Here is a 26,655-nt window from a genome sequence, read left to right as displayed (position 1 = left end):
AGGCCGTGTTTGTATGGCATCATCTATTTCAATCCGCTACGGCTGCGGAGCGAAACAGAGGATGGGTAAGGTATGCGTTTGCCGGGAACCCGGTATCAGGAACACGGTTGGGAGCAGGTCCGCAAGCTGCTGGGACACTGTTCCCTGCGGGCGTGCGCCCGGCTCGGGCCGGACACCTTGCTCGACCCGGATCCTGAACAGTCGCTCGGCGACTATGTCGATGCGGTCGCCCAGGCCCTGCATGCGGCCGGCGCGCGCAACGAGGCGCCTGGCAACAGCTATGGCGATACCTGCGGCGAGCTGGCCTTGAGCCTCGTCTTCGAGCTGCAGGCGCGCCCGGCCGACTGGGCCGCCTTGTGCACGGCGGTGGCGGCCGAGCATGCGCGTATCGGCCCGTTCTGGAGTCAGCCCGGCGGCGAGGCGCTGCTGCGCAAGAAATTCAACGACCTGTACGCCGTCCTGCGCGACAAGGTCGACAGCGACAACTACCAGGCCGCCTGCGGCCGCCCGTGCAGTCCCAACCGCATGTACGCCTACCGCATGCTCGACACCGCCTGGCACGAGGTCGCGCGGCTGTTCGCCGGCTGGCGCGAGCATGCGCCGCAAGTGGGCGCCATCCTGGGCCGGGAAGTGGTAGCGATGCCGATCGAGGCGCGCCAGCTGCGCACGAGCGGCGACTGCAAGCCCGAATGGATCATGCGCTGGAGCGAAAGCCTGGAATTGCATACCGGCGCGGCCGGTCCGCTGCATACCCGGTCCAAGCGCTTCGCCAGCCTCAAAAATAGTCCGGAAAAGATCGGCGCCATGCTGCGCGAGATCGGCGAGTACGAGCTGCTGTCGGCCAACCGCGACCAGGATTGGCTGCACGACGCGTGCGAGGCCAACGCCTGGCTGGACGACTACTGGCGTGTGCTGGATGAATCGGAACAGGGCAGCACGCCTGGCCCGGACCTGATCCTTCAAGCGCGTCAGGAGGAACTGGATGCCGGCGATGGCCTTGAGCCCGAGGCGACGATCGATGCCGGCCCTGTGGAGGCGCAGGAAGCCGCGCGCCTGGCCCTCGTCGCGCAACAAGTTTCACTCCCCCCCAACTACGCTCTGTTGGCAGCGCTGGGCGAAGACCGCGCCAGCTGGGCGGCGCGCCGGATGGCGCAGGATTCCCTGCCGGTGCGGCTGGCGGTGTATCTCAAGCTGCTCGGGCCATTCGACGACAGCTATCCGTCCGAATGGCTGGATCCGCAAACCGGCGAGCTGCCGACGATGCAGCAGCTGGCCGGGCTGGATGGGATCTCGCTGCCGACCCTGCGCAAGCGGCGCGACGCCGCAATAGCGCGTCTGAACGAGATGGCGGGAATGGAGGAGGAAAGACGATGGGCATGACGGAACTGGATCGCAAGTTGCAGGCCGGGGTCTTGCTGGGACGCCGGGTCGAGGGCGATCGCCTGGTGCTGGCCGACGCGGTGCTGGCGCAGGCGCTGGACGGCAGCCGGCCGCTGACGGCGGGTGAACGTACGGCGCTGCAAGCCTCGCCACTGACCTTGCGCCGCCTGCGCCAACTGGCGGACAGCCGGCGCGCGCAGGCGCAGCCCGGCAACTGGCGTGGCAGCCGCGGCCTGTTGCGCGCGGCCGACAGCGGCAATGCCCTGGACCTGCTGCGCACCGACGACGGCATGTGGCGCCTGCACTTCGTCGACGCCGCGGGCAGCCTGGCCGTGGTCGTCCAGCTCGACCCGGAAGCGGCAGGGGCGGCCGAAGTAATGGAAGTACGGCCGGCGATCCAGGTGCGGGATGGCCGCGGCGCGCTGGTACTGGAAGGACAACTCGATGCCGACGGCGAGTGCGAGGGGCCGTGGCCTTTCGAAGCGCTGCCCGCGGCGCATTTTCAGCAGCATGGAGCGCGCTTCGAGGTGATTCCTCGGGCGACGCCGATCACGTAGTGGTGTTCTGACATACCCGGAAGGACGATGATGCTAGGTTCGCTGTTCAAAAGTACATTGCAGAACACGCTGCGCCCGCTGCGGCAGCCGGAGTTCGACGCGACCCGCCTCGGCAGCGTGGCGATCGCGCTGCCGGCGCCGAATGGCCTCACCGTCCCGCCAGGCTGCGCCGCCGTGCTGGTCGACCGAGGCGGACGCAGCCGGCGCCAGGCCGCCGGCAGCCGCATCGCCGCGATCGAGGGTGAAACCGCCTGGTGCGTCCATCCGGGCCCCTATACCTGCGAGCTGGCGCCGTTCGCGGGCGCGCCCGAGATCGGCCTGCGGGTGCACTTCGCGATCGACGCCAGCGACCCGCGCGCCACGCACCAGCGCTTCGACCTGTTCCTGGCCAGTGAGGCCGGCTGCATGGTCGAGCTAGGCGGATTCGTCGAGCTGGCGCAGACCGCGCTGCAGCGCGAGCTGGCCCAGGGCAACCTGGAGCTGCCTCCCTGCACGACCCTGGAAGAGTGGAATGCCTTCCGCACCGGTTTCAACCAGCTGATGTATACGCGGTTTGGCGTGACGGTCGACGATTGCGTGCCGGTCGACCTGGGCGCCGCGCGTGACTATGCGGCCACGCTCGATGCGCGACTGGCCGCGCGGCTCGATGCCGTCCATCCGTCCGCCGCCGCCCGTGAGGGTGTGCTGGCCCCGGCGGCGCCGCAGCAAGCGTTCGTTCCCGCCTGCGAGGATGCGCGCGCGCTGCGCCGCCTGTTCCTCGAGCTGCCCTGCCTGATGTGCGCGGTGCGCATGGCGGTGCTGCCGGCTGACCAGGGCCGCTTCCGCCAGCATCAGGAGCTGCTGCGCCGGCTCGACCTGGTCAGCCTGTCGGTTGGCACCATGCCGGCGCTGGAACTGGCGGCTCCCGGCCAGCCGCTGGCGCAGGAAGAGCAGTTGCGGCGCGCGCGCCACAGCCGCCGCGCCGCCGCCGCGCTCGATGAGGCCTGGGCGCTGCTGGCGCGCCTGAAGGTGGCCGGCGAAAGCCCGCTCGACAACCTGTTCGACGAAGCCGACCGCATCGTGGCCAATCTCGAGACCGAGGCTGGCGCGCGGCGCGCCGTCACGGCACGCGAAGTGGAGCTGGAGGAGGCATGAACGCAGACGCAAGTGCGGTCCAGTGCCGCAGCATCGCCGTCGATGGCGGCATGCTGACGATCACCGCCACGCGCCGTCCGCGCGCCGGGCGCGCCGACGTCAAGTGCAGCGTGCCGGGCGCGCCCGGCGTGGCCGAGCGCATGCAGCAGGTGGTGCGCCTGGCGCGCCACACCGAGCCGCGTTTCGACAGCCGCGACCAGGTGGTGCTGAGCCTGGACCGGGCGCCGCTTGATGCCGACCGCGACTGGGAACTGGCGGCGGTGCTGGCCGACCGCATCGTGCGCGACGTCTTTGCACCACAGCGCGAGATCGTGGCCAATGGCTGGTCTGACGCCTGGCACCTGGGCCGGATCGATGGCCGCAGGCTGGCAGGTATGCCCGACGGCGTGCTGCTGGGCGGCGCCGACGCCCTGGCGCACCTGGGCGCCCTGAACGGCCAGCCCGATCCCGCCGCCGGGATTTCCAGCGCGCGCGCCTGGTTCCCGATGCATAGCGGCGGCGAACACGATGGCCTGGGCTGGGTCGAGGTTAGCGTGCGGCCGCTGGCCAGGGCCGGGAGTGGAGAAGACAAGGATAGGGAAGACCCGGTCAGCGTGCCGGACGTGGATGCGGTGCGCCAGGCGCAGGTGGCGGCGGTGCTGGCCGGGTCGCGCCACTTCGATGGCCGTGGCCAGGGCCAGTGGCGCACCACGGTGCGTTTCGGCGAGCCGCGCTTCGCGGGCGACTCTTACCAGTTGGCGCTGGTGATGGCCGACCGCATGGCGCGCGGCCGGGAGTTTCTGGCGCGCGGCCGGGTGATCGCCACCGGCAGCTCCAGCGCCTGGCATGCTGGACGGGTCGAGGCGGTCGAGGCGCTGGCGCCGAAATGCGCGCTGATCGCGCGCGAGGCCGGCCCGGGCGACCGCATCCTGCTGCCGAAAGAGTGGGAAGCCGCTCTGCCTCATGGACTGCGCGAAGCCTTGCGCGCGCGCGGCGCCAGCCTGGCTTGCGTCGAGCGGATCGGCATCATCTAGCTGGAGTAGCGGTTTGTTTGACCGGATCGCACCCGCGCACGGGAGCGATCCGTGCCGAAGGCATGGCCCTGCTAAAATCCAGTGCTTGGACGGCAGGTTTGTGGTTGGAAGTGACGAGAAGTACAGGACAGAACGGAGTCGGATATGTTGCAGATGTTCGGAGTAAAAGGCGCCAGTTGCCCGCGCTGCGAGTGCAAGAACGCGCCAGAGGCGCGCTATTGCGCCGGCTGCGGCGTGATCCTGGGCGCGCCGCGCAACAAGCCGGTGCTGGTCGAGAACCGCTGGGTGCCGGGCCCCGACGAACTGGCCGTGTTCTTCGGCGTGCGCGAGCTGTCTGGCCTGTTCGTCAAGACGCTGCGCGTGCCGGCCACGGCGCGCGGCTTCATCCTGCAGGGAGATAAAGCCACCGAGGTGCCGCAGGGCGAATACGAGATCGAAGGTTTCTTCACCCGCCTGAACCACCTGTTGCGCGACCAGCATGCCGAGATCCTCGTCACCCGCACCGGGGCGCTGGCGGTGCGGTTCGAGTTCGACGACATCCCCACCTGCGAACATCTCGACATCGCCCTGCGTTTTTCGGTCAGCGTCAGGATCGAGAACGTGCCCGCCTTCTCCCGCCACTTCATGACCACGCCGGGCACGATCGGCGCCGCCGAGTTGCGTGAGCTGCTGTCGCATCCGGTGCGCCAGCTCGCGCTCGAGTTCATCGGCGCGCGCTCGATCCGCGAACTGGCGGCCAATGGCGAGCTGCGCGAACAGCTCGACCAGCGCCTGCAGGGCGGCCTCAAGACGCTCCTGGCCGGCTACGGCCTGGCGGTGACGGCGGTCGAGACCTTCGAGCTGCGCCACGACAAATACGACGCCAACCGCGCCCGCATCGGCAGCCTGTGGCTGGCAACCGACGAAAAGCACGTGCAGCTGGCCCACAGCCGCCAACTTGACGAGTTGTACACGGCAGAGGAATGGCAGCGCATCAAGCGCAGCGAAGAAGAAGGGCGGCTGCGGCTGCGCCGCGCCGAGCTGCGCCAGGATGACGCCATCGCGCGCGCAGAACTGTCCCTGCAGGGCGCCGACCGCGCGCATGGCGTGCGGGCGCGCCAGATCGAGCTGTATGGCCGCATCCTCGAGGCCCAGTCGCGCAAGCAGGCGCTGGCCAATGGCGCGGCCGGGGTGCTGGCCGAACTCGAGCACGAGATGGCGCAGAAGAACGCGCAACGCGCCGACGAGGCGGCCGAGTGGCAGCACCTGCGCGCGCTGGCCGGCGTGCGCATGCGCGCCGAGATCGCGAGCGCCCAGCAAGAGGCCACCCAGGCGCGCCAGCTGGCCCAGCAGCGCTTTTCCCAGCAACTGCTGCAACAGCAGATCCGCAACAAGATCGAGCAAGCGCGCCAGATCGAGGACGCGGCGCGCCAGCGCGCCGAGCTGGCAAGGCTGCGCGAGAGCGAAGCAGAAGCGGCGGGGCGGCTGCGCGACATCGAGGGCGCCGAGCACGAGGCGACATTCCAGTCCCTGAAGCTGGCCAATGAGGCGCGCCGGCGCGAGGCCGAACGGGCACAGGAATGGGAAGACGAACAGGCGCGCCAGCGCATCGGGAGCGTGCGCCGCGGCGCCGGCCGGGCCGATGCCCAGGCCCAGCACGAAAAGCTGCTGCGCACGATCGACGCCGACGCCACGCACGCGCGCCGGATGCAGGACGTCACCCTGGAGGCCGACGAGCGCCGCGCCGGCATTCTTGATGCCGCGCGCGCGGCCGACCGCGCCCACGAACTCGAACTGGCCCGGCTGGCGATGGCGCGCGCCGAAGCACTGGGTGCGATGGACGATACCGCCAAGCTGGCGCTTGCCGAGGCGCCGAATGCGGCGGTGCTGGCCGACTACCTGAAGACGCGCGTGCATGCCTCGATGGATGGCGACCAGTTGACCGCGCTGGCCGGCGTAGCCGGCGTCGGCAAGATCGACGCGGCGCTGGCCGATGCGCGGGTCGCCGCCGAACAGGCCCGCCGCGAGCTCGAGGTCGACAAGGACCGGCGCCACCAGCTCGACCTGCTGGCCATGCAGAACGATGTGAACAAGGCGGCGCTGACTTCGCAGGCGGTGCTGGCCTCCGGCATGGTGGCCAACGCGGCTGCCGTGCGCCAGTGCGTCCACGGCCACCCTGCCGGGCGTGACGACCGCTTCTGCGCCGCTTGCGGAGCGACGCTGCCCGCATGATTCAATAGCAATGCAGACTGCCATCGACAAGATCCGCGAACTACGCGCGCTGCACGAAGACGGCCTGTTGAGCCGTCAGGAGTTCGACCTGCGCAAGAACGCGATCCTGGACGCGGCCTATACGCCGGCCGAGCGCACCGGTGCGCAAGCGCCCGGCACTGAACTCGGTCCCGTAGCGGACGTGCCCATGGCGCGTCCCGGCACCGAGATCGGCCTGATGGCAGGCCAGGAAATCGGCCCGCAAACCCGCCGCTACCGCCTCGAGCGCCTGATCGCCCACGGTGGCATGGGCCAGGTGTGGCAGGCAACCGACCTCGCCACCCATGCCGAACTGGGTCACAGCGCCCAGGTCGCGCTCAAGATCCTGCCCCCGCACCTGACCCAGGCCGCGAGCCACGCCAAGCTCCTGATCCAGGAAGCCACCCGCGCGCGGCGCCTGGCCCACGAGCACATCGTGCGCGTCTACGAATGGGCGCAGGATCCAGCCACGTCCAGCTACTTCATCATCATGGAGTACCTCGAGGGTGAAGACCTGGACGCCGTGCTGGCGCGTGAGTCCCGCCTGCCCCTGGACCGCGTACTGGCGCTGCTCGACCCGGTGGCCGGCGCCCTCGACTATGCCTGGGCCAAGCACCGCCTGGTCCACCGCGACATCAAGCCGGGCAATGTGTTCGTTACCCGCAAGGGCGAAGTGAAGCTGCTCGACTTCGGCATCGCCGCCCGTGCCCGCGCCAGCGGCGTGATGTCGCCGCTCGATGCGCCGGCGACGTCCGGCACCGCCGGCTACCGCGCGCCCGAGGCGGCGCTCGAAGGCCGGGTGCCGGAGCCGACGCTCGACGTGTACGCGGTGGCGGTGATGATCCACCAGCTCCTGACCGGTGTGCTGCCCGGCGCAGCAGGCGGGCAGGTTCCCGAGACGCTCGGCGCGCGCCAGTGGGAAGTGCTGCGCGCCGGCTTCGCATCCGACCCGGCGCAACGTCCGGCCACGGTGCATGCGCTGCTGGACGCGATCCGCGCGGCGGCCGGCCCATCGGCCGAGGAACTGGCCGCGCAGGAGGCGGCGCGCCGGGTCGAAGCGGAGAAGGAAGCGCGCGAACTGGCGGCGCGTCGCAAGGTGGAGGCGGAAGCCGCGGCGGCGGCCCAGGCCCGGCTCGACGAGCAGCGCCGCATCCAGTTGCGCGAACAGCAGCGGCGCGAGCGGGTGGCGGCCGAGGAGGCGCGCCTGGCGCGCAAGGATCTGCTCCGCCAGCAGTTGCTGGCCAAGCGCGACGAAGAGGTGGCGAAGGCGCAGGCAGTCAAGGAAGAAGCCGCACGGAAAGCTGCCCAGGCCAGGGCCGCCGCCGCGTATGTCGCGCAGCAGAAGAAGGCGCGCGAAGAAGAGTTGGCGCGCGCGGCCGAGCCGGCGCCAAGCGCGCCGACGCCAGCGATGCCGGCCGTCGACCCGGGCGCCATCCTGCGCGACCCGTTCACCGACGGCAGCGGCAACGGCCCGGCCCTGGTCCTGATCCAGGCCGGCCGATTCGAAATGGGTTCGCCCGAGCACGAACGCCGCATCGCGATGGCCGCCGGCTCGCAAAAGAACTGGATCGCGCGTGAAACGCCGCAGCACTGGGTCGGCATCGAGCGCCCCTTCGGCATGGGACGCTATCCGGTGACGGTCGGCGAGTGGCGCGCCTTCGTGCAGGCCAGCGGCTGGGAACAGCATGGCGAGGTCAATTGGGAGTCCCCAGGATTCCCGCAAACCGAGATGCATCCTGTGGTCGGCGTGACCTGGTTCGACGCGCTGCAATACGTGGCCTGGCTGGGCGAGGCCACGGGCAAACGCTACCGCCTGCCGAGCGAGGCCGAATGGGAATATGCCTGCCGCGCCGGCAGCAAGACCGCGTTCAATGTGGGCGACACCATCTCGACCCTGCAAGCCAATTTCGACGGCAGCTTCACCTATAACGGCGGTCCGCGCGGCGAGTTCCGGCACGGTACCACGCCGGCGGATATGTTTGCGCCGAATGCCTGGGGCCTGCACGATATGCACGGTAATGTCTGGGAATGGGTGCAGGACGTGGTGCATGACAACTACGAGGGCGCCCCGCAGGATGGTAGCGCCTGGGAACTGGGCGGCGACCAGGTGCGGCGTATCCTGCGCGGCGGGTCCTGGCTGTACAACCCGCGCTACCTGCGCTCGGCGCTGCGCAACGGCTTCTCGGCCGTGCTGTCGAACGATATCGTCGGCTTTCGGGTGGTGCGCGAACTGTAACTCCGGTGTACAGTCGAGCATTGCCTTTTCGTCCAGGAGCTCGCCATGACCATTGCACACCTCTTCAAATCGCACGACAAGGACCTGGGCGGCGGCTTCACCGTGCGCCGCATCCTGCCGGCGGCGGCCAAGCAATCGGTCGGCCCCTTCCTGTTCTTCGACCACATGGGACCGGTGGAGGCCCAGCCGGGCACGCGCCATGACGTGCGTCCGCATCCGCACATCGGCCTGGCCACGGTGACTTATCTGTTCGAGGGCGCGATCATGCACCGCGACAGCCTGGGCACCGAGCAGCGCATCGAGCCGGGCGCGATCAACTGGATGACGGCCGGCAGCGGCATCGTGCACTCCGAGCGCACGCCCGACGACCTGCTCGAGCGCACGCGCCGCACCCACGGCCTGCAGTTGTGGGCCGCGCTGCCGCGCGAACACGAAGAAGCGCCGCCCGCCTTCAGCCACACGCCGGCCGACCAGATCCCCGAGGTGCAGCTCGACGGCGCCAGGGTGAGGGTGCTGGTCGGCACGGCGCTGGGGCAGACCTCGCCGGTGCCGACCTTCGCCGAAACGCTCTACCTCGACGTGCACCTCGAGGCCGGCGCCGCCATCGAGCTCGACCGTTTGCCGATCGAGGCCGCGCTCTATGCGCCGTTCGGCACGATCGAGGTCGATGGCGAACCGGTCGCCGCCAACACGATGGCCATGCTCGAGACGGGCGCCGCGGTGCGGGTGAGCTCGCGCGATGGGGCGCGCTTCGTCGTGATCGGCGGCGCGCCGCTGGACGGCAAACGCTTCATCTTCTGGAATTTCGTTTCGACCAGCCGCGAGCGCATCGAGCAGGCGGCGCACGACTGGGAAGCGGATCGCTTTGTGGCGGTGCCGGGAGAAACGGAACGCATCCCGCTGCCGCCCTTGCCGGCGGCCTGGCGCCATGACTGACTTGCCGCGCGGCTAACTGGCGCGGGAGGGCTGCGGGCAGGCGTAAGCTGGCGTCACCAACGTGGGCTTATTGCATACGGGAGGTGAACCATGAAGATTCCTGAACACCTGCGGGCGCCGGCGATCGTGTTCGCCCTGCAGGCCGCACTATTGGCCGGCGCCGCGCTGGTCTTCCTGATCCTGATCCCGCCGCACGGCTGAGCGCTGGCCCGAAAGGCGGCGTCAGGCGTCGAGTGCGACGGTGAGAGCGTGGTGGTGGCGTTCGCTGCCACCGCGGTGGCCGCCGTGCGCCTCGGGATAGGCTTGTGCGACGAAGCGCGCAGCGATGCCAAGCCCTGTCTGCTGCAGGCGGTCCAACTGGGCCTGGGGCGCCAGCGGGGTGTCGCGGCCGCTGTCGCGGTCGCGCTGCCAAAAGCCGCCGTCGCGATGGAACAGCAGCGGCAGCGCGGCGGCGCGTGGCATGCTGGACGCTTGCTGGTGCCGGTTCGACGCGGGCAGGCAGTCCGGCGCCATCAGGTAGAAGCATTCGGCGCGCGCGCCGGCGTCCAGCCGGTGCAGCACCACGGCGTGCGCCATCAGGGCCGTTACCTCGAGTGTGACGATGCCCTTGATGCTGGCCGTCAGTTCGATCCGCATGCCGAGCCGCAGCTGCACCGGCATGTGCTTGCCGGGCCAGACACCGTCCAGCAGCAGGCCGTAGCGCGACACATCCTCGATCTCGAAGCCATGGCGGCTGCGTCGGATCACGGCGTGCCGTCCCGACAGGCGGCGCGTCAGGCCGCCAATCTCGGCGCCGGTCTCGCCGTGGTGGGCCAGCAGCAGGTCGGCCTCGGCGGCGATGCTCTCGAAGCGGCCCAGCACGCACTCGTCGAGCGCGAACAGGCGCACGTGGCGCTGCGTGGCCGAGTCGGCCTCGGCGTGCACCAGGCAGGCCTTGGCGCCGGGGCAGGGATGCAGCGCCGCCTCGACCGGGATGTCGATCTCGATCAGGTCTTCGTCCCAGGCGATGGTCGACATGCCGAGGTCGATCTTGCCGCTGCCGCTGTCCAGGTTGAGCTGGGCGATCGAGGCATTGCGGGCGCTGACATCGATGTCGATCCGTCCGCCGGCCGGTGCATTCACGCGCGCGATGCCGGCGTCGTCGGCCGTGACGCGCACGTTCTTGTGGGTGGCGAGGAAGGTCTGGTGGATCTCGCCCAGGCTGGCGTCCTGGCGCGGCACCAGGATGACGGGCGAGCAAGTCCAGGTGCGATTCGATTCCGGGGCCTGGCGATGATGGCTGTGCAGCTCGATCTCGATGCGGTACTGGCCGTGTTCCAGGCCACGCGAGGAAAATTCGAGGAACAGGGGTCGCCAGTCGCCGCGCGAGGTGCGCTGGAAGGCATAGCTCTCGCCGCCGTGCAGGCGCAGGGCCGAACGCACCAGCATGCGCACCTCGGGCGCGCAATCCATCGGCATGCCGCGCAGCTCGAGGCGGATCGCCTGGCGGCCGCCGGCGGCGCGGGGGTCGAAACCGCTGATGTGCAGCTGGGGGCGTTGCAGGTTGGCCCGGGGTAGCGTCAGCGCCGGTCCGATATCGGTAGTGCGCCGGCTGCGCAGGGCGGTGATGGCGTCGAAACTCGACGGCAGGCCGGCCGCTGGCGTAGTGGCCACCAGCGTGGTCACCGGCGTGGCTGCCGGCGCGGGGGCTGGCTGCATGTCGACCGCGGGCTGGGCATGCCCGTGCGCGCACATGGCGTCGTCGGGCATGACCCAGACGGTACAGTGCGGATGCTCGGGATTACGGCAGCGGTTCATGTCAGGGCGACAAGTTAAATAATGGTCGAAATCAATATTGCAAGCTTACGCTGTTTTTGAATCGCACGGCGCACCAAGTTCGTTGATTAACAACATTATTTTCTAAAAGCATGAGATCAGTTGGTGGCCTTGGTGGGGGCTTCCACCGGCAGGACGGTTTCGTCCGCATGGCGGGCCAGCGGCCGCACGACCAGCGCCGTCAGGTTATCGGGCTGCAGTCCGGCCGGCGGATCGTTTTCCAGCAGGCCAAATAGACGTTCGACCAGGGTTGCCGCCTCCGGATCGCCGTACATCAACGCCGGCCAGCCGGCCACGAAACCGTCCGGCTGGGCGCAGGACCAGAACCCGTCCGTGGCCAGCAGGTAGGCCGCGCCGGGCCGCAGGGGCAGCGCGCGGCGGTCGGCCAGGTGGGCGAGCCAGCAGGGCAGCTTGTCCGGGGTGAGGGCGAATAGCGGATCGGACAGGCGCGTCGGGTCGGCGAAGGCATTGCCAAGGATGAAAGCCTGGGCGATCTGCGGCGCATGGCGGCCGTGCACCTGGCGCCACCAGTCCCCTTCGTCGAGGCGGCCGGCGAGGGCGGCGACGGTGGCCGGCACGTGGTCGACTGTCAGGGGCGTGACGTGCGTGGCGTCGAGTTCGTACAGGCGCGAGTCTCCCACGTGGACCAGCAGCGGCGCGCCGCTCGCCGGCAGTTCGAGCAGGGTCAGCGTGGTGCCGGGTCGCGCGGCGCCGCTGGCGCCCTGGGCAAAGCGCGCCTGCAGGCCGGCGTGGATGGCGTCGAGCCGCTCGCTCAGTTCGTCCAGCGTGGCGCAGGCCGGCATCGTCAGTAGGGCCGCCGCCAGCGCTTCGGCCGCCTCGCGCCCATGGCCGTGGCCGCCCATGCCATCCAGCACCGCCAACCGGCCATGCCCGGCCGGCCAGCCGTCCACGGTGAGAAAGCACGGCTGCTGGTCCTGCAGGCGGCAGGCGCGGCCGTCGAAATCGATGACGACGAAATTGTCCTGGTTCTCGGCGCGGGTGGATGGGCCGCAACCGACGCGGCTCGCGACCGCGACGTCGAAGCAGGGAGCGAAACGGAAATCGGCGAGCGTGGCTGGCATTGGCAAAGTGATCAGGATAATACCGGCACTTTACACGCTGGCGTGACGGGTCAAAGACACGATTAGATGGGATGTTTCCGGCCGCCCGTCAGCAAGACCAGGGCGTTGATCACCACGCAGGCGCCGGCGGCGGCGAATGCGGCGCGCACGCCCCAGGCGTCGGCGACCAGTCCCCATACCACGCTGCCGGCCGCATAGCCGCCGGACATGATGAACAGGTAGATCGACAGCGTACGGGCGCGCACCTCGGCCGGGAACGACAGCTGGGCCGCCGCGTTGAGGGTCGAGACAGTGGTGGACCAGGCCATGCCGCCGCACACGATCATGGGTGCGAGCAGGGCCAGCGAGCGCGTATGCGGCATGGCCAGCAGCATCGCGCCATACACCAGCAGCGCGCCGGCCAGCAGGCCGGTGCGGTCGACCCGGGCCCGCACCTGCGGCAGGAAGAAGGCCGCGGCCACCGCGCCGCCGCCCAGGCAGCCCATCAGCGTGCCATACACGCCGGCGCGCAGGTGCAGCACGTCGCGCACGAACACCGGCAGCAGGCTGGCGAAGGCGATGGTGGCGAAGAAGACCGAGCACACATTGCGCAGGATGCGACGGTAGCGGGGGCAGCCGAAGGCGGTGGCCAAGCCCAGCCGCAGGCGCACGCCGAACTTGTCGCGCGCGCCGGGCTGCGGTTCGCCCTCGCGCCACCAGTGCCAGTAGACCCCCAAGAGGCCGATGAAGGACACGGCATTGGCCAGGAACAGGGCGCCCGGCCCGATCCAGCCGAACAGCAGGCCGCCCAGCGCCGGGCCGAGGATGGCGGACAGGTTGTACGACAGGTTGTTGAGCGTGGCGGCGGCTTCGACTTCGTCGGGTTCGACCAGGCTGGCCAGCGCCGCCTGCCAGGCCGGCCAGACGAAGGCGGTGCCGATGCCCAGGCAAAAGGTAATCGCCAGCACCGGGCCGCTGGACACCTTGCCGCTCCAGACCAGCACGGCCATCGCGGCGGCGCATACGGCATTGAACAGATTGCAGAAGAACAGGAATTTAGGCCGGTGCACGGCGTCCGCCAGCACCCCGGCAAGCAGCGCGAACAGGAATATCGGCAGGTAGGTGGCGGTCTGCACCAGCGAGGTGATCGAGGCCGATTGCGACAGCGAGGCCACCAGCCACGCCGCAGCGAAGGTCTGGACCCAGGTACCGAGGTTCGATACCAGGTTGGCGAGCCAGATGCGGCGGTAGCGGGCATGGCGCAGCGGCCGCGTCAGGGGCACCTTGCGGCGCCTGGGAACCGTGCCGGCGGCAGGGGAGAATACGGCGAGGAGGCTGGCTTTCGGCATGATCGAACCATGGTAGGACGGGGTCGGCACGCGCGTCAATAAAATTGCATTATGGAAAATCAACGCTGTGGTATGTTTACGTTCCGCGCAACACTGTCAATACATGCCATGGACATCAGGCCGCTAGTCGACACCGATATTCCGCTCCTCGTTCCGGCGATTGCCGCCCAGTTGCGGGAGCTGGCGCTGGAATTCATCGTGCACGAATCGACGCGCGAGGGTGCCGCGACCTTCCTGGCCGAAAACGATCAGATCGGCGTGCGCAAATATCTGGCGCTGGGGCATGTGTATCACGTGGCGCTGGACGAGGGACAGCTCGCGGGCTTCATCGCGATCCGCGACAACAGCCATTTATTTCACCTGTTCGTCGGCAAGCGCTGGCAGGGGCGGGGCCTGGCGCGGCGCTTGTGGAATGTGGCGCGGGCGGCGGCCATCGCACGCGGCGGCGACGGCAATTTCACGGTCAATGCGTCGAACCATGCGGTGCCGGCGTATGAGGCATTCGGTTTCGCGCGGGTGGCGCCGACGCAGTGCGTGAAAGGCTTGTATTTCAATCCGATGCGGCTGGGGTGGGCGGACGACGGCCACGGATAGGCAGGCCATGGACGTCGTCAGCCGTCAGCGCGCGGGTTGGCGCCGGCGCCGTGCCCAGCCCAGGATGCCGCCGCCCAGCACGAACATCGCGGCCATGCCGGGCTCCGGCACCTCGCCGCCAGGCGAGCGCAGGATGAAGGAAAGATTGTCCGCATAGCCGTCGTTGTCGCCCGAGACCAGCCGTTCCATCGACAACCAGAACGCGAGTTGGCGGGTGCCCGCCGGCATGAAGCCTTCGGACTCGCGATAGAACAGGCCGGTCTGGTTGTCGCGGTCGCCCGGCGTCACCGGGCCGATCGAGGAACTTCCCACCTCATCGCCCGACTCGTCGAGGAACTGCACGTAAAATAGCGCGTTATCGCCCTGGTTGCTCCAGCCGCCGAGCCATCCGCTCAGGGAATACGACGTCCGCTGCGACGTCGTCGCGCCGAAGTCCAGCGTCTGGTAGCCGACGGCATACTGGCCGAAACCGCTGAACATCCGGGCGCCACGGTCGCTCGGGCCGGGCTGGGTCGGCAAGACCCAGTTGCTGCCGTAGTCCACGGACTGGAACATGTCGTAGCCGGCATATCCGGTCCACCCGGCGAGGCCAGCCTCGGCGTCGCCGTTGACGACCAGGTTGTCGCCATATACCACCGCAGCCTGGGCGCTGCACACCGCGACGAGCAAGGCCGCGCCAACGAGAAATCGACACTTCATGAAAGACTCCTTGTGAGATTTAATTGACGCGATACTGGTCGAGCCGTGCCGGCCCCTGCATCGCGGGGTCGCTGATCGAGGGCAGTCCGTTCTCCAGGTGACCGGCGAAGCGCCGCAGCCAGCCGGGCAAGCCGTTGACGCGCAGGCTGTAGTCGTACCAGTGGTGGCTCGACGCCAGGGGCAGGCGCACGGTGCTGCGCGAACGCGCGACGACGCGCACCTCGACCGGCCTGGCGTCGTAGTACTTGTTGGCGCTGACGCTGAAGGTGCAGGGCTGCGAGCCGTCGTTCACCAGCTCGACCACCAGTTCGCCGGCCTTGCGGTCGGCGCGCAGGATCATTTCCGGCGCGGCCGCATTGCCGGCGCGGCGCACGTCTCCCGCGACGTGGCGATGGAAGCCGTTCGGGCCCAGGACCCACAGATCGTAGAGTGAAGCCGTGGCCCATCGTCCTTTCAGCTGCTTTCCGGCCTCGACCGTGTAGCGGCGTGGGACCTGGTCCAGCGCAAGGCGGTCGTAGACATGGAACACCGCGCCGGCTTCGCCCGCGTTGTCGAAGGCGAGTTCGACCTGGCCGCCTTGCGTTCTCGCCTGCACCTGCAGCTCATACGGCAGGGCGCGCGCAGGGCGCACGCCGGCCGCCTGGACTGGCGCGCTCAAGGCCGTCGGCGTCGCCGGCACCCTGGTGTTGGGCAGGCCCAAGGCCATCGCGCGGCGCGCCGCCGTCTCGGGCAACAGCTGCCCGAACCCGCTGTCCGGCGGATTCACGAAGTCGAAACACGACAGCAGGTCGCCGCTCACCGCGCGCCGCCATGGGCTGATGAGCGGCTCGCGCACGCCGAAGCGGGCCTCGATGAAGCGCACCACGGACGAGTGGTCGAATACCTGCGAATTGACCCAGCCGCCCTTGGACCACGGCGAGATGACGTACATCGGCACGCGCGGGCCCAATCCGTAGGGACGGTGCAGCGTGCGCGGATCGGCGCCATTGAGGACGTGATGGTATTCGCCGGTCGTGTCGACGGTGGACGCGCCGGCCAGGCGCGCCTGCGCCGGATCGGCGCTGTGACTCGTGTACGCCGGGACCGAGGGCGGCGGCAGGTGGTCGAAGAAACCGTCGTTCTCGTCGAAGTTGACCAGGAAGACCGTCTTGCTCCAGCTTTCGGGGTTGGCCGTCAGCGCGTCCAGCACGCGCGCGATGTAGTCGGCGCCGGATGCGGGACTCGACGGCCCCGGGTGCTCGGACCCTTCCGCGGTGGCCACGACCCAGCTGACCTGCGGCAGGCGGTTGGCCAGCACGTCGGCCTTGAGCAGGCTGAGGTCGCGCGTGCTCACGCCGCGCGCGCGCAGTGCCTGCGAGTACCCCGGTCGCTGGTACCACGCGTTGCGGAAGCTGCGGAATCCGGCAAGGGGATTGTCGGTGAAGTTGTCCGCCATGTCCTGGTACACCTGCCAGGCGACGCCGGCGGCCTGCAGGCGTTCCGGATAGGTGGTCCACAGGTAATCGGTGGACGGGTCGGGATTGAAGTTGTCGCGACTGTTGTCGGTCGACGGGCCGCCAGCCACGGCCAGCGGATCGTTATGGCCGGTGAACAGGAACAGGCGATTCGTGTTGGTGCCGGTCTGCGTGGCGCAGTGATAGTGGTCGCAGATCGTGAAGGCGCGCGCCAGCGCGAACTGGAACGGCAGGTCGGCTTCGGCGTAATAGCCCATCGAATGGTTTTGCTTGGCCGCGCACCAGTCGTTCATGCGGCCGCTGTCCCAGGCAAGTTGCGCGTCCAGCCAGGCATGCGGCGTGCCCGCCACGCGGATGACCGGAAAGTCCTTCACCGTGTCGAGCCTGAACGGCGCGATGGCGCGGCCTTGCGGCCAGTCGGGCCGGCCGGGCACCGGCGCGCCGCCCACGCTTTTCTGGACGAAGACCGACTTGCGGCTGAAGAGGTTCTGGCGGTCCATCACCGGAATCGGGAATGGGTCGCCGAAGCCGCGCACGCCTTCCATCGTGCCGAAGTAGTGGTCGAAGCTGCGATTTTCCTGGGTCAGCACGACGATGTGCTCGACGTCCTGCAGGCTGCGGGTGCGCTGGTTGGCGGGCAGGGCCAGGGCGCGCTGGATGGAGGGAGGGAAGGTGGCCAGGACGGCGCTGGCGCCGCCCGTCTGGGCCAGCGTGCGGAGAAAGTCGCGACGGCTCATGCGCGCACCTGCATGCGCAGTTGCGTGATGAGCGGGGCAGAGTAGTGTGCTTGCATTTGATTGATCCGGTCGGTTGGAGGGAGGCAAGGAAACTCACGTACGGCGCCGCCCAGCTTACGTATTGACGATGAAATGTTGATGACAAACTAACGTCCCGCGCGCGAATCCATGGTCGGGACTGCAATCGTCGGCGTCAGCGGTGTGCAGGCTGTCCCGGTCATCGGTTACAGTGTGGTCGACACGCGCGCCTGCCCGCATGCTGCGAGCGTCGACCGTTAGCCAGAACCACTCCCCGCTCTTTTTATGACGATAGAACTGTTGCTGGCGACAGCCAGAAGTTTCCTGTTCGTGCTGGTGACCATGCTGCCGATCCTGAATCCGGCCGCCACCGCGCCGATTTTCCTGAGCATGACCGAGGGCGCCTCGCCCGCGACCCGCGCGCTGCTGGCGCGCCGCATCGCGCGCAATATGTTCTGGCTGATGACGGGCTCGATGCTCATCGGCTCGTATGTGCTCGACTTCTTCGGCATCTCGCTGCCCATCGTGCGGGTTGGCGGGGGCCTGATCCTGGCTTCGGTGGCCTGGCGCCTGCTGGGCGCGACGCCTTCCACGCTGGACAGCCGCACCGCGCTCGCCGAGGCCTACACGCCGGACCACGCCCACCGCCAGGCCTTTTACCCATTGACCTTTCCGATCAGCTGCGGCCCGGCCTCGATCGCGGTGGCGATCACGGTGGGCGTCGCGCTGCACGACGTGCAGATCGTGTTCTCGCTCGCGCGCATGGGCGGCGCCTTGATCGCGCTGGGGGTCATCGGCGTGCTGATTTATCTCGCGTTCCGCTATGGCGAACACTTGCTGCGGCTGATCGGCGAAGCCGGCACCGCGGTCTTCCTGCGGCTCACCGCGTTCATCCTGCTGTGCCTTGGCGTGCAGATCGTCTGGGACGGCCTGCGCGAGCTGCTGCTCGAGGTGATGTCGGTGCCGGTGCACCTGGCGGCGGTCCGGGCGATCGTGGGCGCCGGATAGAATTGGTGAGCGTACGCGCTGGCCGGCTGGCTATACTGCTCGTCGATGACTAGCCTCTCTACCCCATTCCCGCCGACCGCCGGCACGCGCAATGACCGTCTTGCCGGCGTTGGCGTCACGCTGGCGGTCCACCTGGCCCTGATCCTGGCCTGGCAGATGGCCGGTAAGCTGCCGCCGACTCAGCAGGAAGGGAGCGACGAGGCGATGCAGTGGATATCGCTACCCTTGCTGCCAACGCTGGAACCGCGCGTCGAGCCGGCTGCGCCCGAGCCGGTGAAGGAAGTGCGGCCGGCATCGGTTGCCGCTCCGATGCCGGCAGCGCGAACCGCTCCGGCCCCCGCATCGCCGGTAGCGCAGGCGCCATCGGCCGCGCCAGCGCCCACGGCAGTGGACGAGCAGCCCGCTGCGCTGCCGAGCGCCACAGACATCCTCGCCAACGCGCGGCGAAGCGTCGGCGAGATCGACCGTACCCTGCGCAAGGAAAACAAGCCCCTGATCGTCCTGCCTCCGGACAGCCCGCAGATTCGCATGCGCGAGGGGATGGAACACGCGCGCGCGATAGCGGCGCCACGCCTGTGGGAAGCGCCCAAGGTCGAGGAACTGGTGAACAACACGGGCGACGGCGCGCGTCGCACGCGGGTGATCACCGGAAGGGGTACCTACTGTGTCACCGACAGGGCGCCGACGACCAACGTCGAGATGATCGAGATGCACGGCAGGCGGCGCTTCACCAATTGTCCGACACACGAAACGCCGCCCAAGCAGCAGGTGTGGCGTACCGCGCGCGATTAGATATCTTATTCACGACCGATACGGTGCAGCCAGATCTGCTGTGCGAGATACCGCGACGCCTCAGATCGACGTTGATATCGTCTCCCGCAACCACTGATGAGCGGGATCCCGATGGGAACGCTCGTGCCACAGCATGACCATTTCATACCCGGGAACGTCCACAGGTGGCTCGACGATCTGCAGCACGTTGGTACCGCGTGCCAGACGCGAAGGCAACATGGCGACGAGGTCTGTGCTGGCCAGTACGGACATCATGAACAAGAACTGTGGAACGGAAAGCACCACCTTGCGCTTCAAACCTGCTTTTGCAAGCGCCTCATCAGTCGCTCCATAGAAACCGCCGCGATCTGGCGACACAATGACATGCTCCAGTTCGCAAAATTCCTCCAGCGTGAGTTGCGCATGCAAACGCGGATGATCCGCTCTGCCAGCAAGTACATAGCGCTCTGCGAAAAGCGTGCGACGGCGCAGTCCGGGAGGGGACCCATCGCCAGTATGGAAGGCGAGATCGATGTCACCCTGTTCAGCTTGCTTCGCAATCTGTGACGGTACTAGATCCAGCACTGCAAGCCGGGTTGCCGGCGCCGCCGCCCGGATCGTGGTCATCGCAGGTAGAAGTATGGTCGAGCCACTGGAGTCGGAAGCGGCGATGCGCCAGGTATGTTGGGACTCTGCCGGATTGAATGGGCGCGCTGGCGTGACTGCGCGCTCCAACGATTCAAGCGCGTCGCGCAATGGCTGAACCAATTCCTCAGCTCTTGCGGTGGGCTGCATTCCACGCGGACCAGGGAGCAACAGAGGATCACCAAAAATGTCCCTGAGCTTGGCGAGGTGAACGCTGACGGAAGGCTGCGAATAGTTAAGGCGACGTGCTGCCCGGGTCACATTCCGCTCTGCCAAAAGCACGTCAAGGGTGACCAGCAGATTCAAGTCAAGCGTTCGCAAATTAAGCATCTTAATAGCTCGTATGTCGATAATTCATTTCCAATATACCTGAGTCAAACCTATTCTGTCTTTCTTTGCTTACGTTGAAAGATCAGTGATGAATATTCTTCTCGTCCATGCGCATCCAGAGTCCAAGTCCTTGAACGGGGCGCTGAAAGATTTCACCGTGCAGCGGCTGCAAAGCGCAGGACACCTGGTGCAGGTATCAGACTTGTACGCGATGCAGTGGAAAGCCGCTGTCGATGCCGAAGATACGACCCAACGGTTGTCCACGACCCGGTTCGATGTTGCTTCCGAATCCAGGCACGCTTTCGAAAACGGCTTTCAAAGTGAAGATATCGCTCGAGAGCAGGAGAAGTTGCTGTGGGCCGATGCGGTGATTCTTCAGTTCCCGCTGTGGTGGTACTCCATGCCGGCAATCCTGAAAGGTTGGATCGAGCGGGTCTATGCTTTCGGCTTCGCCTATGGCGTTGGCGAGCATTCCGACACACACTGGGGGGATCGTTTCGGTGAGGGGACGTTGGCCGGGAAGCGCGCCATGCTGATAGTGACAGCAGGTGGTTGGGAATCGCACTACGGCCCGCGTGGCATCAACGGTCCAATCGACGACATGCTCTACCCGATCCAGCACGGCATTCTGTTCTATCCGGGCTTCGACGTGATGCCGCCGTTTGTCGTGTATCGAGCTGGCAGCACAGATGAGCGCAGGTTCACGCACATCTGCGACGAACTCGGACAACGACTCGATACTTTGTTCAGCGCAGATCCCATCGCGTTCCGTTCTCAGAACAAGGGCGATTACAACATTCCGGCGCTGACCTTGCGAGACGACATACTCCCTGGGCAAACCGGGCTGTCGATACACGTCGCAGATCGCGAGCACGAATGAATACCGAAGCAAATAAAAGTCTCGTGGGACGTTTTCTCAGCCACTTCGAAAAGGGCGGCGTCAACGAGCTTCTCGATATGATGAGTAATGACGCGACATGGTGGGTCAATGGCAAACCTCATTTGTTTGCTTTTGCCGGATTAAAAAGCAGAGCTGAAATGCGGCCCGCCCTTGATGCGCTTTTCGCCTTCTTTAATGGCGGATTAAGGATGGAAGTGAAAAGCTTGATTGGCGAAGGCGACTTGGTGGCCGTTGAAGCACGCTCTCATGGAGTCACGAAGAGCGGAAAGCGCTATGAGAACGAGTACCACATATTGTTTCGACTGCGTGATGGCGAATTCGTCGAAGTACGTGAATACACTGATCCCATGCATGCGGTCGAAGTGCTGCGTTAGACGGTATGGCAAACTTTATTGTTTTTGCCCAGTAACAAATCATTCATCGGCACGACGCAGCCACAGGCTGCTGGCCCAGCCCTCGACCGCCTTGCCATCGACGGTTGCCCGCACCTGCCACCAGTCGCCGTCGTGCAAGCCTGTCGCTTCCACTCGCGCGCCGGCCGGCACCACCAGCAGGCGTTCGGCGCCGACGCCACCAGCCACGCGCAGGTTGAGCGCATCGCGCACGCGGTAGCGGGCGCCGGCGACCGGCACATCGATGCCTGGCACCTCCCGGGCCTGCGCCGCCTGCACAAGTTGCGGGGCCGCTGCGGGAGCCCCGAACATGGCCAGCAACAGCGTCCCGCCGGCCGCAGTGCCGATGCCCAGCACGCCGAGCGCGCGCGTGTTCGGCCGCCGCCACCAGGCGCGCGGCGTCAGCCAGGCGCAAAGGCACAGGGTCAGCACCAAAGCCGTCGCGTAGGCGGCCGCGTGAATCCAGGTGACCATCGTCGTCCTCAGGCGTCGAAGCGCAGCACGTAGTGTCCGGCCACCAGGTGATGCCCCGGTGGGATCACATAAGGCTGATCCTGGGTCGCGGTGTCGATCTGGGCCACCAGCGTCAACTGCTCGTCCAGGTGGTACAGCGCCTGCGTGGGCGACAGGCGCGCGATGCGCAGGCCCTCGCCGGAGGCTTCCCAACTGAAGGCATTGCGCGACAGGCCGAGGCGGTCGGCGCTGGCGGCCGGGGCGCCGTCGCCCTGGCGCACGAATTGCGGCGTATCGAGCACGCGCAGGGCGCCCAGCGACGGCATGCCGCGCCCGAAGGTCAGGCGCGTGCCCGATGCGGCCGGCTGCGACGGACCCTCCGGCAGCACCAGCAGCGCGCAATAGCGCTCTGCCAGCTGCTGCTGGACCGCCAGCAGGCGGATGCTGGCGTTGTCGAGCGGCGCGAATTGCGACGGCACGGCGATGCGCTGGCGGCCGGCCGGGGTGATCGCGTGCAGTTCGTCGGCGTCGTCGACCGCGAAGCGGATGACACTGTCCTTGCCCGGCGCGCTGGGCAGCAACTGGGCGTTCAGGCCGACCTCGAGCGCCTGGGCGCCGGTCTCGCGGTAGCGGCTCAGCCGCGGCAGGGCCAGCGCGGCCAGCGTGATGCGGTGGCGCGCCACCGGGGCGTAGGTGGCATCGAGCTCCGTCGTGGGCGCCGGCCGGGTCGCCGGGCTTGAAGCGGCCAGCGGCATCGCGGTCATGTCGGCGGCCGGCGGCGTGGCGGTGCGCGACTTCCACACCGCCGGGCTGCGCTGCGGCTGTGCGCTCGGCATGACGGGTGTGGCGCTGGCGGTCGGCGCAGGCTGCGGACGGGCGGCGACGCTTGAGCCGGTGCGGCTGATCTTCAGCAGCAGGCGATGGGCGCTGGCGCCCTTGCCGCGCAGGACGTAGTAGCCGTTGGCGGCGTCGAAGCGGCATTCGAAACTGTCCTTGGGACGCACCTGCAGTTCGAGCGGGACGCCAGGACCGTCGTTCACCAGCAGCAGGCCGCCTTCCGGGCCGAACGGCCAGCCGGGCACGGCGAAGGTGGCGTTGGCGCCGTCCAGGCCGACCAGGGTCAGGCGCTGGTTCGGATAGATGGCGCAGACCGGCTGCCAGATGGCGCTGTCGCGCGAGGCGGTCACCGTGTACTGGACTTGCTCGCCCGGCGCCGGCAGGTAGACGGCGTGGCCGAACTTGACCTGCACTTCGCCAGGATCGAGGTCGTCGCTGCCCAGCACGTGGTAGCGCACTTCGTCGCCGCCGAGCAGGTCGCCGAAATCCTTCTGGTGCAGGGCGGCCAGCGATTGCGCCAGGTCGCGCACGCGCGCGCCGCGGGTCAGGTGGCGGTCGTCGTCGACCTCGTCCTGCGGCAGCACCAGGGTCACGTGCGAGAAGCAGCGGGTGGCCGCGCGGCCGCGCTGCTCGCGCGGCGAGCGCTCGAGCAGGTCGCGCAGCAGGGGACGGCGCGAGAACAGCGCGAGGCCAGGCGCCTGCCACAGGGCGTCGGCGTTGAACACATCCTGGACCTTGCCTAGGACTTCGTGTTGGACATAGACCGGCATGATTGACTCTCCTCGTTGAATTGGGTGCTCGCCATGCCGAACGCTAGCAGGGGGCAGATGAAAAACAGCAGGTGCGAGCCGCCCGCGGACAGGAAGCTCATGGGCTGGCCCATGATCGGGAACATGGCGAGGTTGGTGCCCCAGGACAGCAGCAGATGGCCGGCGATGAAGGCCGCGCCGCCGCACAGGGCGAAGCACTGGAAGCGGCCGATCCAGGCGCGCCGGAAGTCCTTGGCCCCGTTGGCGCCACGCCAGGCGCCGGCGGCGGCGCGCAGCAGCGCCGCCAGGAACAGCGCCTGCAAGGTCCACAAGGCCAGGCCCGCCGCCAGGCCGTGGCGGTGCAACAGGAAGGAGGGCGCAAAGTCATCCTGGATGGCGGGAATGGCCAGCGCTTCGCCGGCCGCGCCGCCCAGCGCCGCCAGACCGAGCAGCTGATCTGCGCCCAGCCAGCCGCCCTGGACGATGGCGCGGCTGCCTTGCAGCATCTGCTGGCCGGTGTGCGGGTGGATGGTCGGCTCGCTCCAGACCTGGAAGCGTTCGGGATAGAAGCCGAAAGCGCCCAGCAGGTCGCCGCCGGCGCGCATCGTCACGCCGCCCGCCACCAGCAGACCGGCCGCCACGAGGACCGAGGCCAGCGCCGCGCGCCGTCCATGGCTGGCGCACCACGCCAGCAGCATGGCGCCGCTCCAGACCAGCAGCAGCAGCAGCGGCGAATAATCGTCGACCCGCACCAGGGCCGCCGCGAGCAGGAAGATGAACAGCAGTACCGGCGCCGCCATGCGCAGCCAGAAACGCCAGTCGTGGCGGCCGTGGGCCGCGCCGCCGGTGGCCAGCGCCAGGCAGTGCGCGCTCAGCGCGGCCAGGGCGAACTTGGCGAACTCGAAGGGCTGGATGTCGTACACGCCGGTTTCGCCGCCGAAGCACACCTGCAGCAGCAGACCGCCCAGCGCGAGCGCGGCGAACGTCAGCAGCACGCGCTCGGTGACCGGGCGCGACACGGCGCCGCGGGCAAAGCACGACAGCAGCAGCAGGGCGCCCGGCAGGCCGAGGCCCAGCAGCGCGGTCGTGTTCTGGAAGTGGCGCAGCCAGGCCGTGTCGCCTGCCCCCAGGCCCATCTCGAGCTGCACCAGCAGGCCGACGCCGAGCAGCAGCACGGCGCTGGAGGCCAGCAGCGAGGCGCGGCGCGGGTACAGCAAGGTGAGCCAAAGCGTAGCCCACGCCAACAGCAGGGAGATGACGGCGCCGGGGGCACCGACGGTGCGCTGGGTAACCAGGAGCAGCATGGCGCCGGAGGCCAGCAGGCTTGCTGCAAACGGGCGCACAAGATCGGAACGCCCCCCGCGCCCGCGCAGCAAGGGCGCGATGCAGGCAAGCCCCATCAGCAGGACGAGGCAGGCGGCGGCCCAGGCCAGCGGCGGCGGTGCGGGCAGGGCGAAATGGTCGCGCCGCTCCCAGCGCCAGCTCACCGAGGCCGGCAACTGGTTCGCAGGCGCCGCCGACAGCGCGACCTGGCGCGACGGCGACAGGCGCAGGGTGGCGCCATCCTGAGTGAGGGTGAACAAGGTGCGGCCGACGGCGAAGGCATCCAGGTCCGCCAGCGGCAACTCGCGCTGGGCGGCATCGATCCAGCCGGCGCCGTTCGAGACCAGAACCGGCTGGGCGCCGCGCGCCGACAGGGCGATGCGGCCGTCATCCTGGCGCAGCAGCAGGGCGTCGCCGGGTTCGATCGCGGCGGCGGCGATGCGGTTGCCGCAGTAGAGCAGGCCGCCGAGGCTCAGGGGACGGGCCAGGCTCGCGCCTTGCGGCAGCCAGCGGTTCCAGGCCGCCACCGCGCGCGCCGAGAGGCCGGTGTCGGGACAGGCAGGCTGCGGCTGGCCGTCGCGCAGCACGGTGGCGCCGTCGTAGTGCCAGGTCTGTTCGCCATCGTGCAGGGTGACGCGTCCCGCTTCGGCCGCGACCACCGCCAATTGCAGCGCGCCGGCCTGGATGCGCTGGCCGGCCGTGAGCGGCAGGTCGCTGCTGCGCTGGCGCGCATCGCCACGGCGCAGCACGACGGGTTGCAGCGGTTCGGCATTGCGCAGCAGCCAGTCGCCGTCGCGGCCGCGGCGCAGCACCAGCTGGCGCGGCGCGGCGCGCGGCGCCCCCAGTTCCTGGCGGCCCAGCATGACCGATTCGCCGGGGGCGAGGGTCACTGCGATCCCGGACGGGGTCCAGGCGGCCGGCGCCTTCATCAAGGCCAGCAGCTGAACGGCGCACAGCAGCGCGAGCAGGGTGCAGGCGAGGCCGGTGCCGAAGGACGGGGTCCTCATGCCGCGCTCCGCAGCGGTTCGGAATTCAATGCAGATGCGATGTCCGCCAGGCCCCGGCTGATGTCCAGCGCGTGGCGCGGACGGTCGGCGGGCCGCTCGGCCACCAGCGCGCGCAACAGCGCGAGCCCGGGAGCGGCGGCCGCGCCCAGGCGGCTGGCGAACAGCGCCGCTTCGTCCGGTTGCAGGACAGGTGGCCGGGCCTGGCGCTCGGCCAGCAGGCTGGCCGCCGCGTCGCGCCCGTGCGCCTGCCAGGCCTGGCCGCAGGCGCTGCTGTAGCGCAGCAGGCGGCCGCAGACCAGGTAGTAGAGCAGGGCGCCGAGTGCGAAATAATCGGTGCGCGCCTCGGTGGCGTAACCGTCGGCGTCGGGGAAGAACTGTTCCGGGGCTTGCCAGTTGGCGGTGCCGGCGTAGGTGTGGGCGCGCAGGTCGTCCAGGCGCCGGTTGGTGCCGAAGTCGGCCAGCTTGACGGCATCGTTTGCCCCATCCAGCAGCAGGTTGCCGGGCTTGAGGTCGAGGTAGCGCCAGCCGCTGGCGTGCACCTTGGCCAGCGCCTGGTTGACCTGGCCGATCCAGGCCAGGGCGCGGGCGGGGGCGACCGTGCGGCCCAGCGCCATCTCGCGGGTCAGGTGGCCGGCCAGGTCGCCGTCGAGCAGCTCGAGCGCCATCGCCGGCATGCCGGCGTGCTCGCCGCTGTCGAGCAGGCGCACGATGTGGCGGCCATCCCACGGCGCCAGGCCGCGCAGGAAGGCGATTTCGGTGCTGGCGCTGGCCAGCCAGCGCGCGCGCAGGCCGATTGGTGCGCGTTCCATCTGTTCCAGGTTGACCAGCTTGAGGGCCACGCCGCCGTTGGCGTGCAGGCTGTCGGCGCGCCACACGACGCCATAGGCCGACCCGGCCAGCGCTTCGCGCAAGCGGTACTGGCCGCCGGCCAGCGAGATGACGGTGCCTGCTTCGTACATGGTGTCCCCCGAACCTGGCGCATGGCGCCGATGCGGGGAACTAGCGGAGGGGAGACGAAAAAAAGCCG

At 68.6% G+C, this 26,655-nt stretch carries 22 protein-coding genes; 12 read left to right on the top strand and 10 right to left on the bottom strand.

The features are described 5' to 3' along the window. The first annotated feature begins 72 nt into the window (after window positions 1-72). From AC3A6F_RS16155 to AC3A6F_RS16125, 7 genes are all read left to right on the top strand, one after another. Complete coding sequence (locus tag AC3A6F_RS16155) at window positions 73-1,380, top strand: hypothetical protein (protein WP_487682445.1); 1,308 nt, start codon at window positions 73-75, stop codon at window positions 1,378-1,380. Next, a complete protein-coding gene (locus AC3A6F_RS16150) occupies window positions 1,377-1,937 on the top strand; it encodes a hypothetical protein (protein ID WP_487682443.1) in 561 nt (186 codons plus the stop codon). The genes AC3A6F_RS16155 and AC3A6F_RS16150 overlap by 4 nt, the downstream gene beginning before the upstream one ends. Window positions 1,938-1,964: 27 nt before the next feature. After that, window positions 1,965-3,071 carry a hypothetical protein gene (locus tag AC3A6F_RS16145; RefSeq protein WP_487682441.1) on the top strand — a complete coding sequence of 369 codons (1,107 nt, stop codon included), beginning with the start codon at window positions 1,965-1,967 and terminating at the stop codon, window positions 3,069-3,071. Next, the gene (locus tag AC3A6F_RS16140; RefSeq protein WP_487682439.1) at window positions 3,068-4,084 is read left to right on the top strand and encodes a hypothetical protein; all 1,017 of its coding nucleotides are present in this window, start codon (window positions 3,068-3,070) and stop codon (window positions 4,082-4,084) included. Before AC3A6F_RS16145 ends, AC3A6F_RS16140 begins: the two co-directional genes overlap by 4 nt. 144 nt (window positions 4,085-4,228) lie before the next feature. Further along, window positions 4,229-6,295, top strand: coding sequence for a coiled-coil domain-containing protein (locus tag AC3A6F_RS16135; RefSeq protein ID WP_487682437.1), 2,067 nt, complete (start codon window positions 4,229-4,231; stop codon window positions 6,293-6,295). 10 nt (window positions 6,296-6,305) lie between these two features. After that, on the top strand, window positions 6,306-8,549 hold the full coding sequence (locus tag AC3A6F_RS16130; protein ID WP_487682435.1) for a bifunctional serine/threonine-protein kinase/formylglycine-generating enzyme family protein: 2,244 nt from the start codon (window positions 6,306-6,308) through the stop codon (window positions 8,547-8,549). 45 nt (window positions 8,550-8,594) lie between these two features. After that, window positions 8,595-9,485, top strand: a complete 891-nt coding sequence (locus AC3A6F_RS16125; protein ID WP_487682433.1) for a pirin family protein — start codon at window positions 8,595-8,597, stop codon at window positions 9,483-9,485. A 222-nt stretch (window positions 9,486-9,707) separates the two neighbouring features. On the opposite strand, the gene AC3A6F_RS16120 is transcribed toward AC3A6F_RS16125, so the two are convergent. The 3 genes from AC3A6F_RS16120 to AC3A6F_RS16110 form a co-directional block, all read right to left on the bottom strand. Beyond that, window positions 9,708-11,282, bottom strand: a complete 1,575-nt coding sequence (locus AC3A6F_RS16120; protein WP_487682431.1) for an FHA domain-containing protein — start codon at window positions 11,280-11,282, stop codon at window positions 9,708-9,710. 116 nt (window positions 11,283-11,398) lie between these two features. Then, on the bottom strand, window positions 11,399-12,382 hold the full coding sequence (locus AC3A6F_RS16115; RefSeq protein ID WP_487682429.1) for a PP2C family protein-serine/threonine phosphatase: 984 nt from the start codon (window positions 12,380-12,382) through the stop codon (window positions 11,399-11,401). A gap of 62 nt (window positions 12,383-12,444) precedes the next feature. Then, window positions 12,445-13,710, bottom strand: a complete 1,266-nt coding sequence (locus tag AC3A6F_RS16110) for an MFS transporter (RefSeq protein WP_487682427.1) — start codon at window positions 13,708-13,710, stop codon at window positions 12,445-12,447. Window positions 13,711-13,782: 72 nt separating this feature from the next. On the opposite strand from AC3A6F_RS16110, the gene AC3A6F_RS16105 reads away from it, so the two are divergent. Continuing rightward, window positions 13,783-14,304: a GNAT family N-acetyltransferase gene (locus AC3A6F_RS16105; protein ID WP_487682425.1), complete on the top strand. Its 522-nt coding sequence runs from the start codon at window positions 13,783-13,785 to the stop codon at window positions 14,302-14,304. Window positions 14,305-14,328: 24 nt separating this feature from the next. On the opposite strand, the gene AC3A6F_RS16100 is transcribed toward AC3A6F_RS16105, so the two are convergent. Both AC3A6F_RS16100 and AC3A6F_RS16095 read right to left on the bottom strand, forming a co-directional pair. Next, on the bottom strand, window positions 14,329-15,003 hold the full coding sequence (locus AC3A6F_RS16100) for a PEP-CTERM sorting domain-containing protein (protein WP_487682424.1): 675 nt from the start codon (window positions 15,001-15,003) through the stop codon (window positions 14,329-14,331). Between the two features lie 19 nt (window positions 15,004-15,022). After that, window positions 15,023-17,194 carry a phosphocholine-specific phospholipase C gene (locus AC3A6F_RS16095; protein ID WP_487682422.1) on the bottom strand — a complete coding sequence of 724 codons (2,172 nt, stop codon included), beginning with the start codon at window positions 17,192-17,194 and terminating at the stop codon, window positions 15,023-15,025. 303 nt (window positions 17,195-17,497) lie between these two features. Here AC3A6F_RS16095 and AC3A6F_RS16090 point away from each other — a divergent pair, with 303 nt between their 5' ends. Beyond that, window positions 17,498-18,220 (top strand): MarC family protein, encoded by a 723-nt coding sequence (locus AC3A6F_RS16090; protein WP_487682420.1) that lies wholly within the window; start codon window positions 17,498-17,500, stop codon window positions 18,218-18,220. A gap of 45 nt (window positions 18,221-18,265) precedes the next feature. After that, window positions 18,266-19,012 carry a hypothetical protein gene (locus AC3A6F_RS16085; protein WP_487682418.1) on the top strand — a complete coding sequence of 249 codons (747 nt, stop codon included), beginning with the start codon at window positions 18,266-18,268 and terminating at the stop codon, window positions 19,010-19,012. A gap of 60 nt (window positions 19,013-19,072) precedes the next feature. On the opposite strand, the gene AC3A6F_RS16080 is transcribed toward AC3A6F_RS16085, so the two are convergent. Further along, the gene (locus AC3A6F_RS16080) at window positions 19,073-19,966 is read right to left on the bottom strand and encodes a LysR family transcriptional regulator (RefSeq protein WP_487682416.1); all 894 of its coding nucleotides are present in this window, start codon (window positions 19,964-19,966) and stop codon (window positions 19,073-19,075) included. A gap of 88 nt (window positions 19,967-20,054) precedes the next feature. Here AC3A6F_RS16080 and AC3A6F_RS16075 point away from each other — a divergent pair, with 88 nt between their 5' ends. Both AC3A6F_RS16075 and AC3A6F_RS16070 read left to right on the top strand, forming a co-directional pair. Next, window positions 20,055-20,846 (top strand): NAD(P)H-dependent oxidoreductase, encoded by a 792-nt coding sequence (locus AC3A6F_RS16075; protein WP_487682414.1) that lies wholly within the window; start codon window positions 20,055-20,057, stop codon window positions 20,844-20,846. Continuing rightward, window positions 20,843-21,241 carry a nuclear transport factor 2 family protein gene (locus tag AC3A6F_RS16070; protein ID WP_487682412.1) on the top strand — a complete coding sequence of 133 codons (399 nt, stop codon included), beginning with the start codon at window positions 20,843-20,845 and terminating at the stop codon, window positions 21,239-21,241. Before AC3A6F_RS16075 ends, AC3A6F_RS16070 begins: the two co-directional genes overlap by 4 nt. 39 nt (window positions 21,242-21,280) lie before the next feature. Here AC3A6F_RS16070 and AC3A6F_RS16065 read toward each other — a convergent pair whose 3' ends face one another. From AC3A6F_RS16065 to AC3A6F_RS16050, 4 genes are read right to left on the bottom strand one after another with little or no spacing between them, the layout of a single operon-like run. Then, entirely contained in the window at window positions 21,281-21,733 is a 453-nt protein-coding gene (locus AC3A6F_RS16065; RefSeq protein ID WP_487682410.1) for an SH3 domain-containing protein, read from the bottom strand. An 8-nt stretch (window positions 21,734-21,741) separates the two neighbouring features. Then, window positions 21,742-23,319 carry a hypothetical protein gene (locus AC3A6F_RS16060; protein WP_487682408.1) on the bottom strand — a complete coding sequence of 526 codons (1,578 nt, stop codon included), beginning with the start codon at window positions 23,317-23,319 and terminating at the stop codon, window positions 21,742-21,744. Beyond that, complete coding sequence (locus tag AC3A6F_RS16055; RefSeq protein ID WP_487682406.1) at window positions 23,289-25,628, bottom strand: FtsW/RodA/SpoVE family cell cycle protein; 2,340 nt, start codon at window positions 25,626-25,628, stop codon at window positions 23,289-23,291. Before AC3A6F_RS16055 ends, AC3A6F_RS16060 begins: the two co-directional genes overlap by 31 nt. Beyond that, window positions 25,625-26,587: a protein kinase domain-containing protein gene (locus AC3A6F_RS16050; protein WP_487682404.1), complete on the bottom strand. Its 963-nt coding sequence runs from the start codon at window positions 26,585-26,587 to the stop codon at window positions 25,625-25,627. The genes AC3A6F_RS16055 and AC3A6F_RS16050 overlap by 4 nt, the downstream gene beginning before the upstream one ends. Window positions 26,588-26,655: the final 68 nt, after the last annotated feature.

The organism is Massilia sp. Soil_C_3 (genome assembly GCF_057657035.1).
Note: the sequence above shows the minus strand (reverse complement) of the source record. Positions and strands in the feature narration are given on the sequence as shown.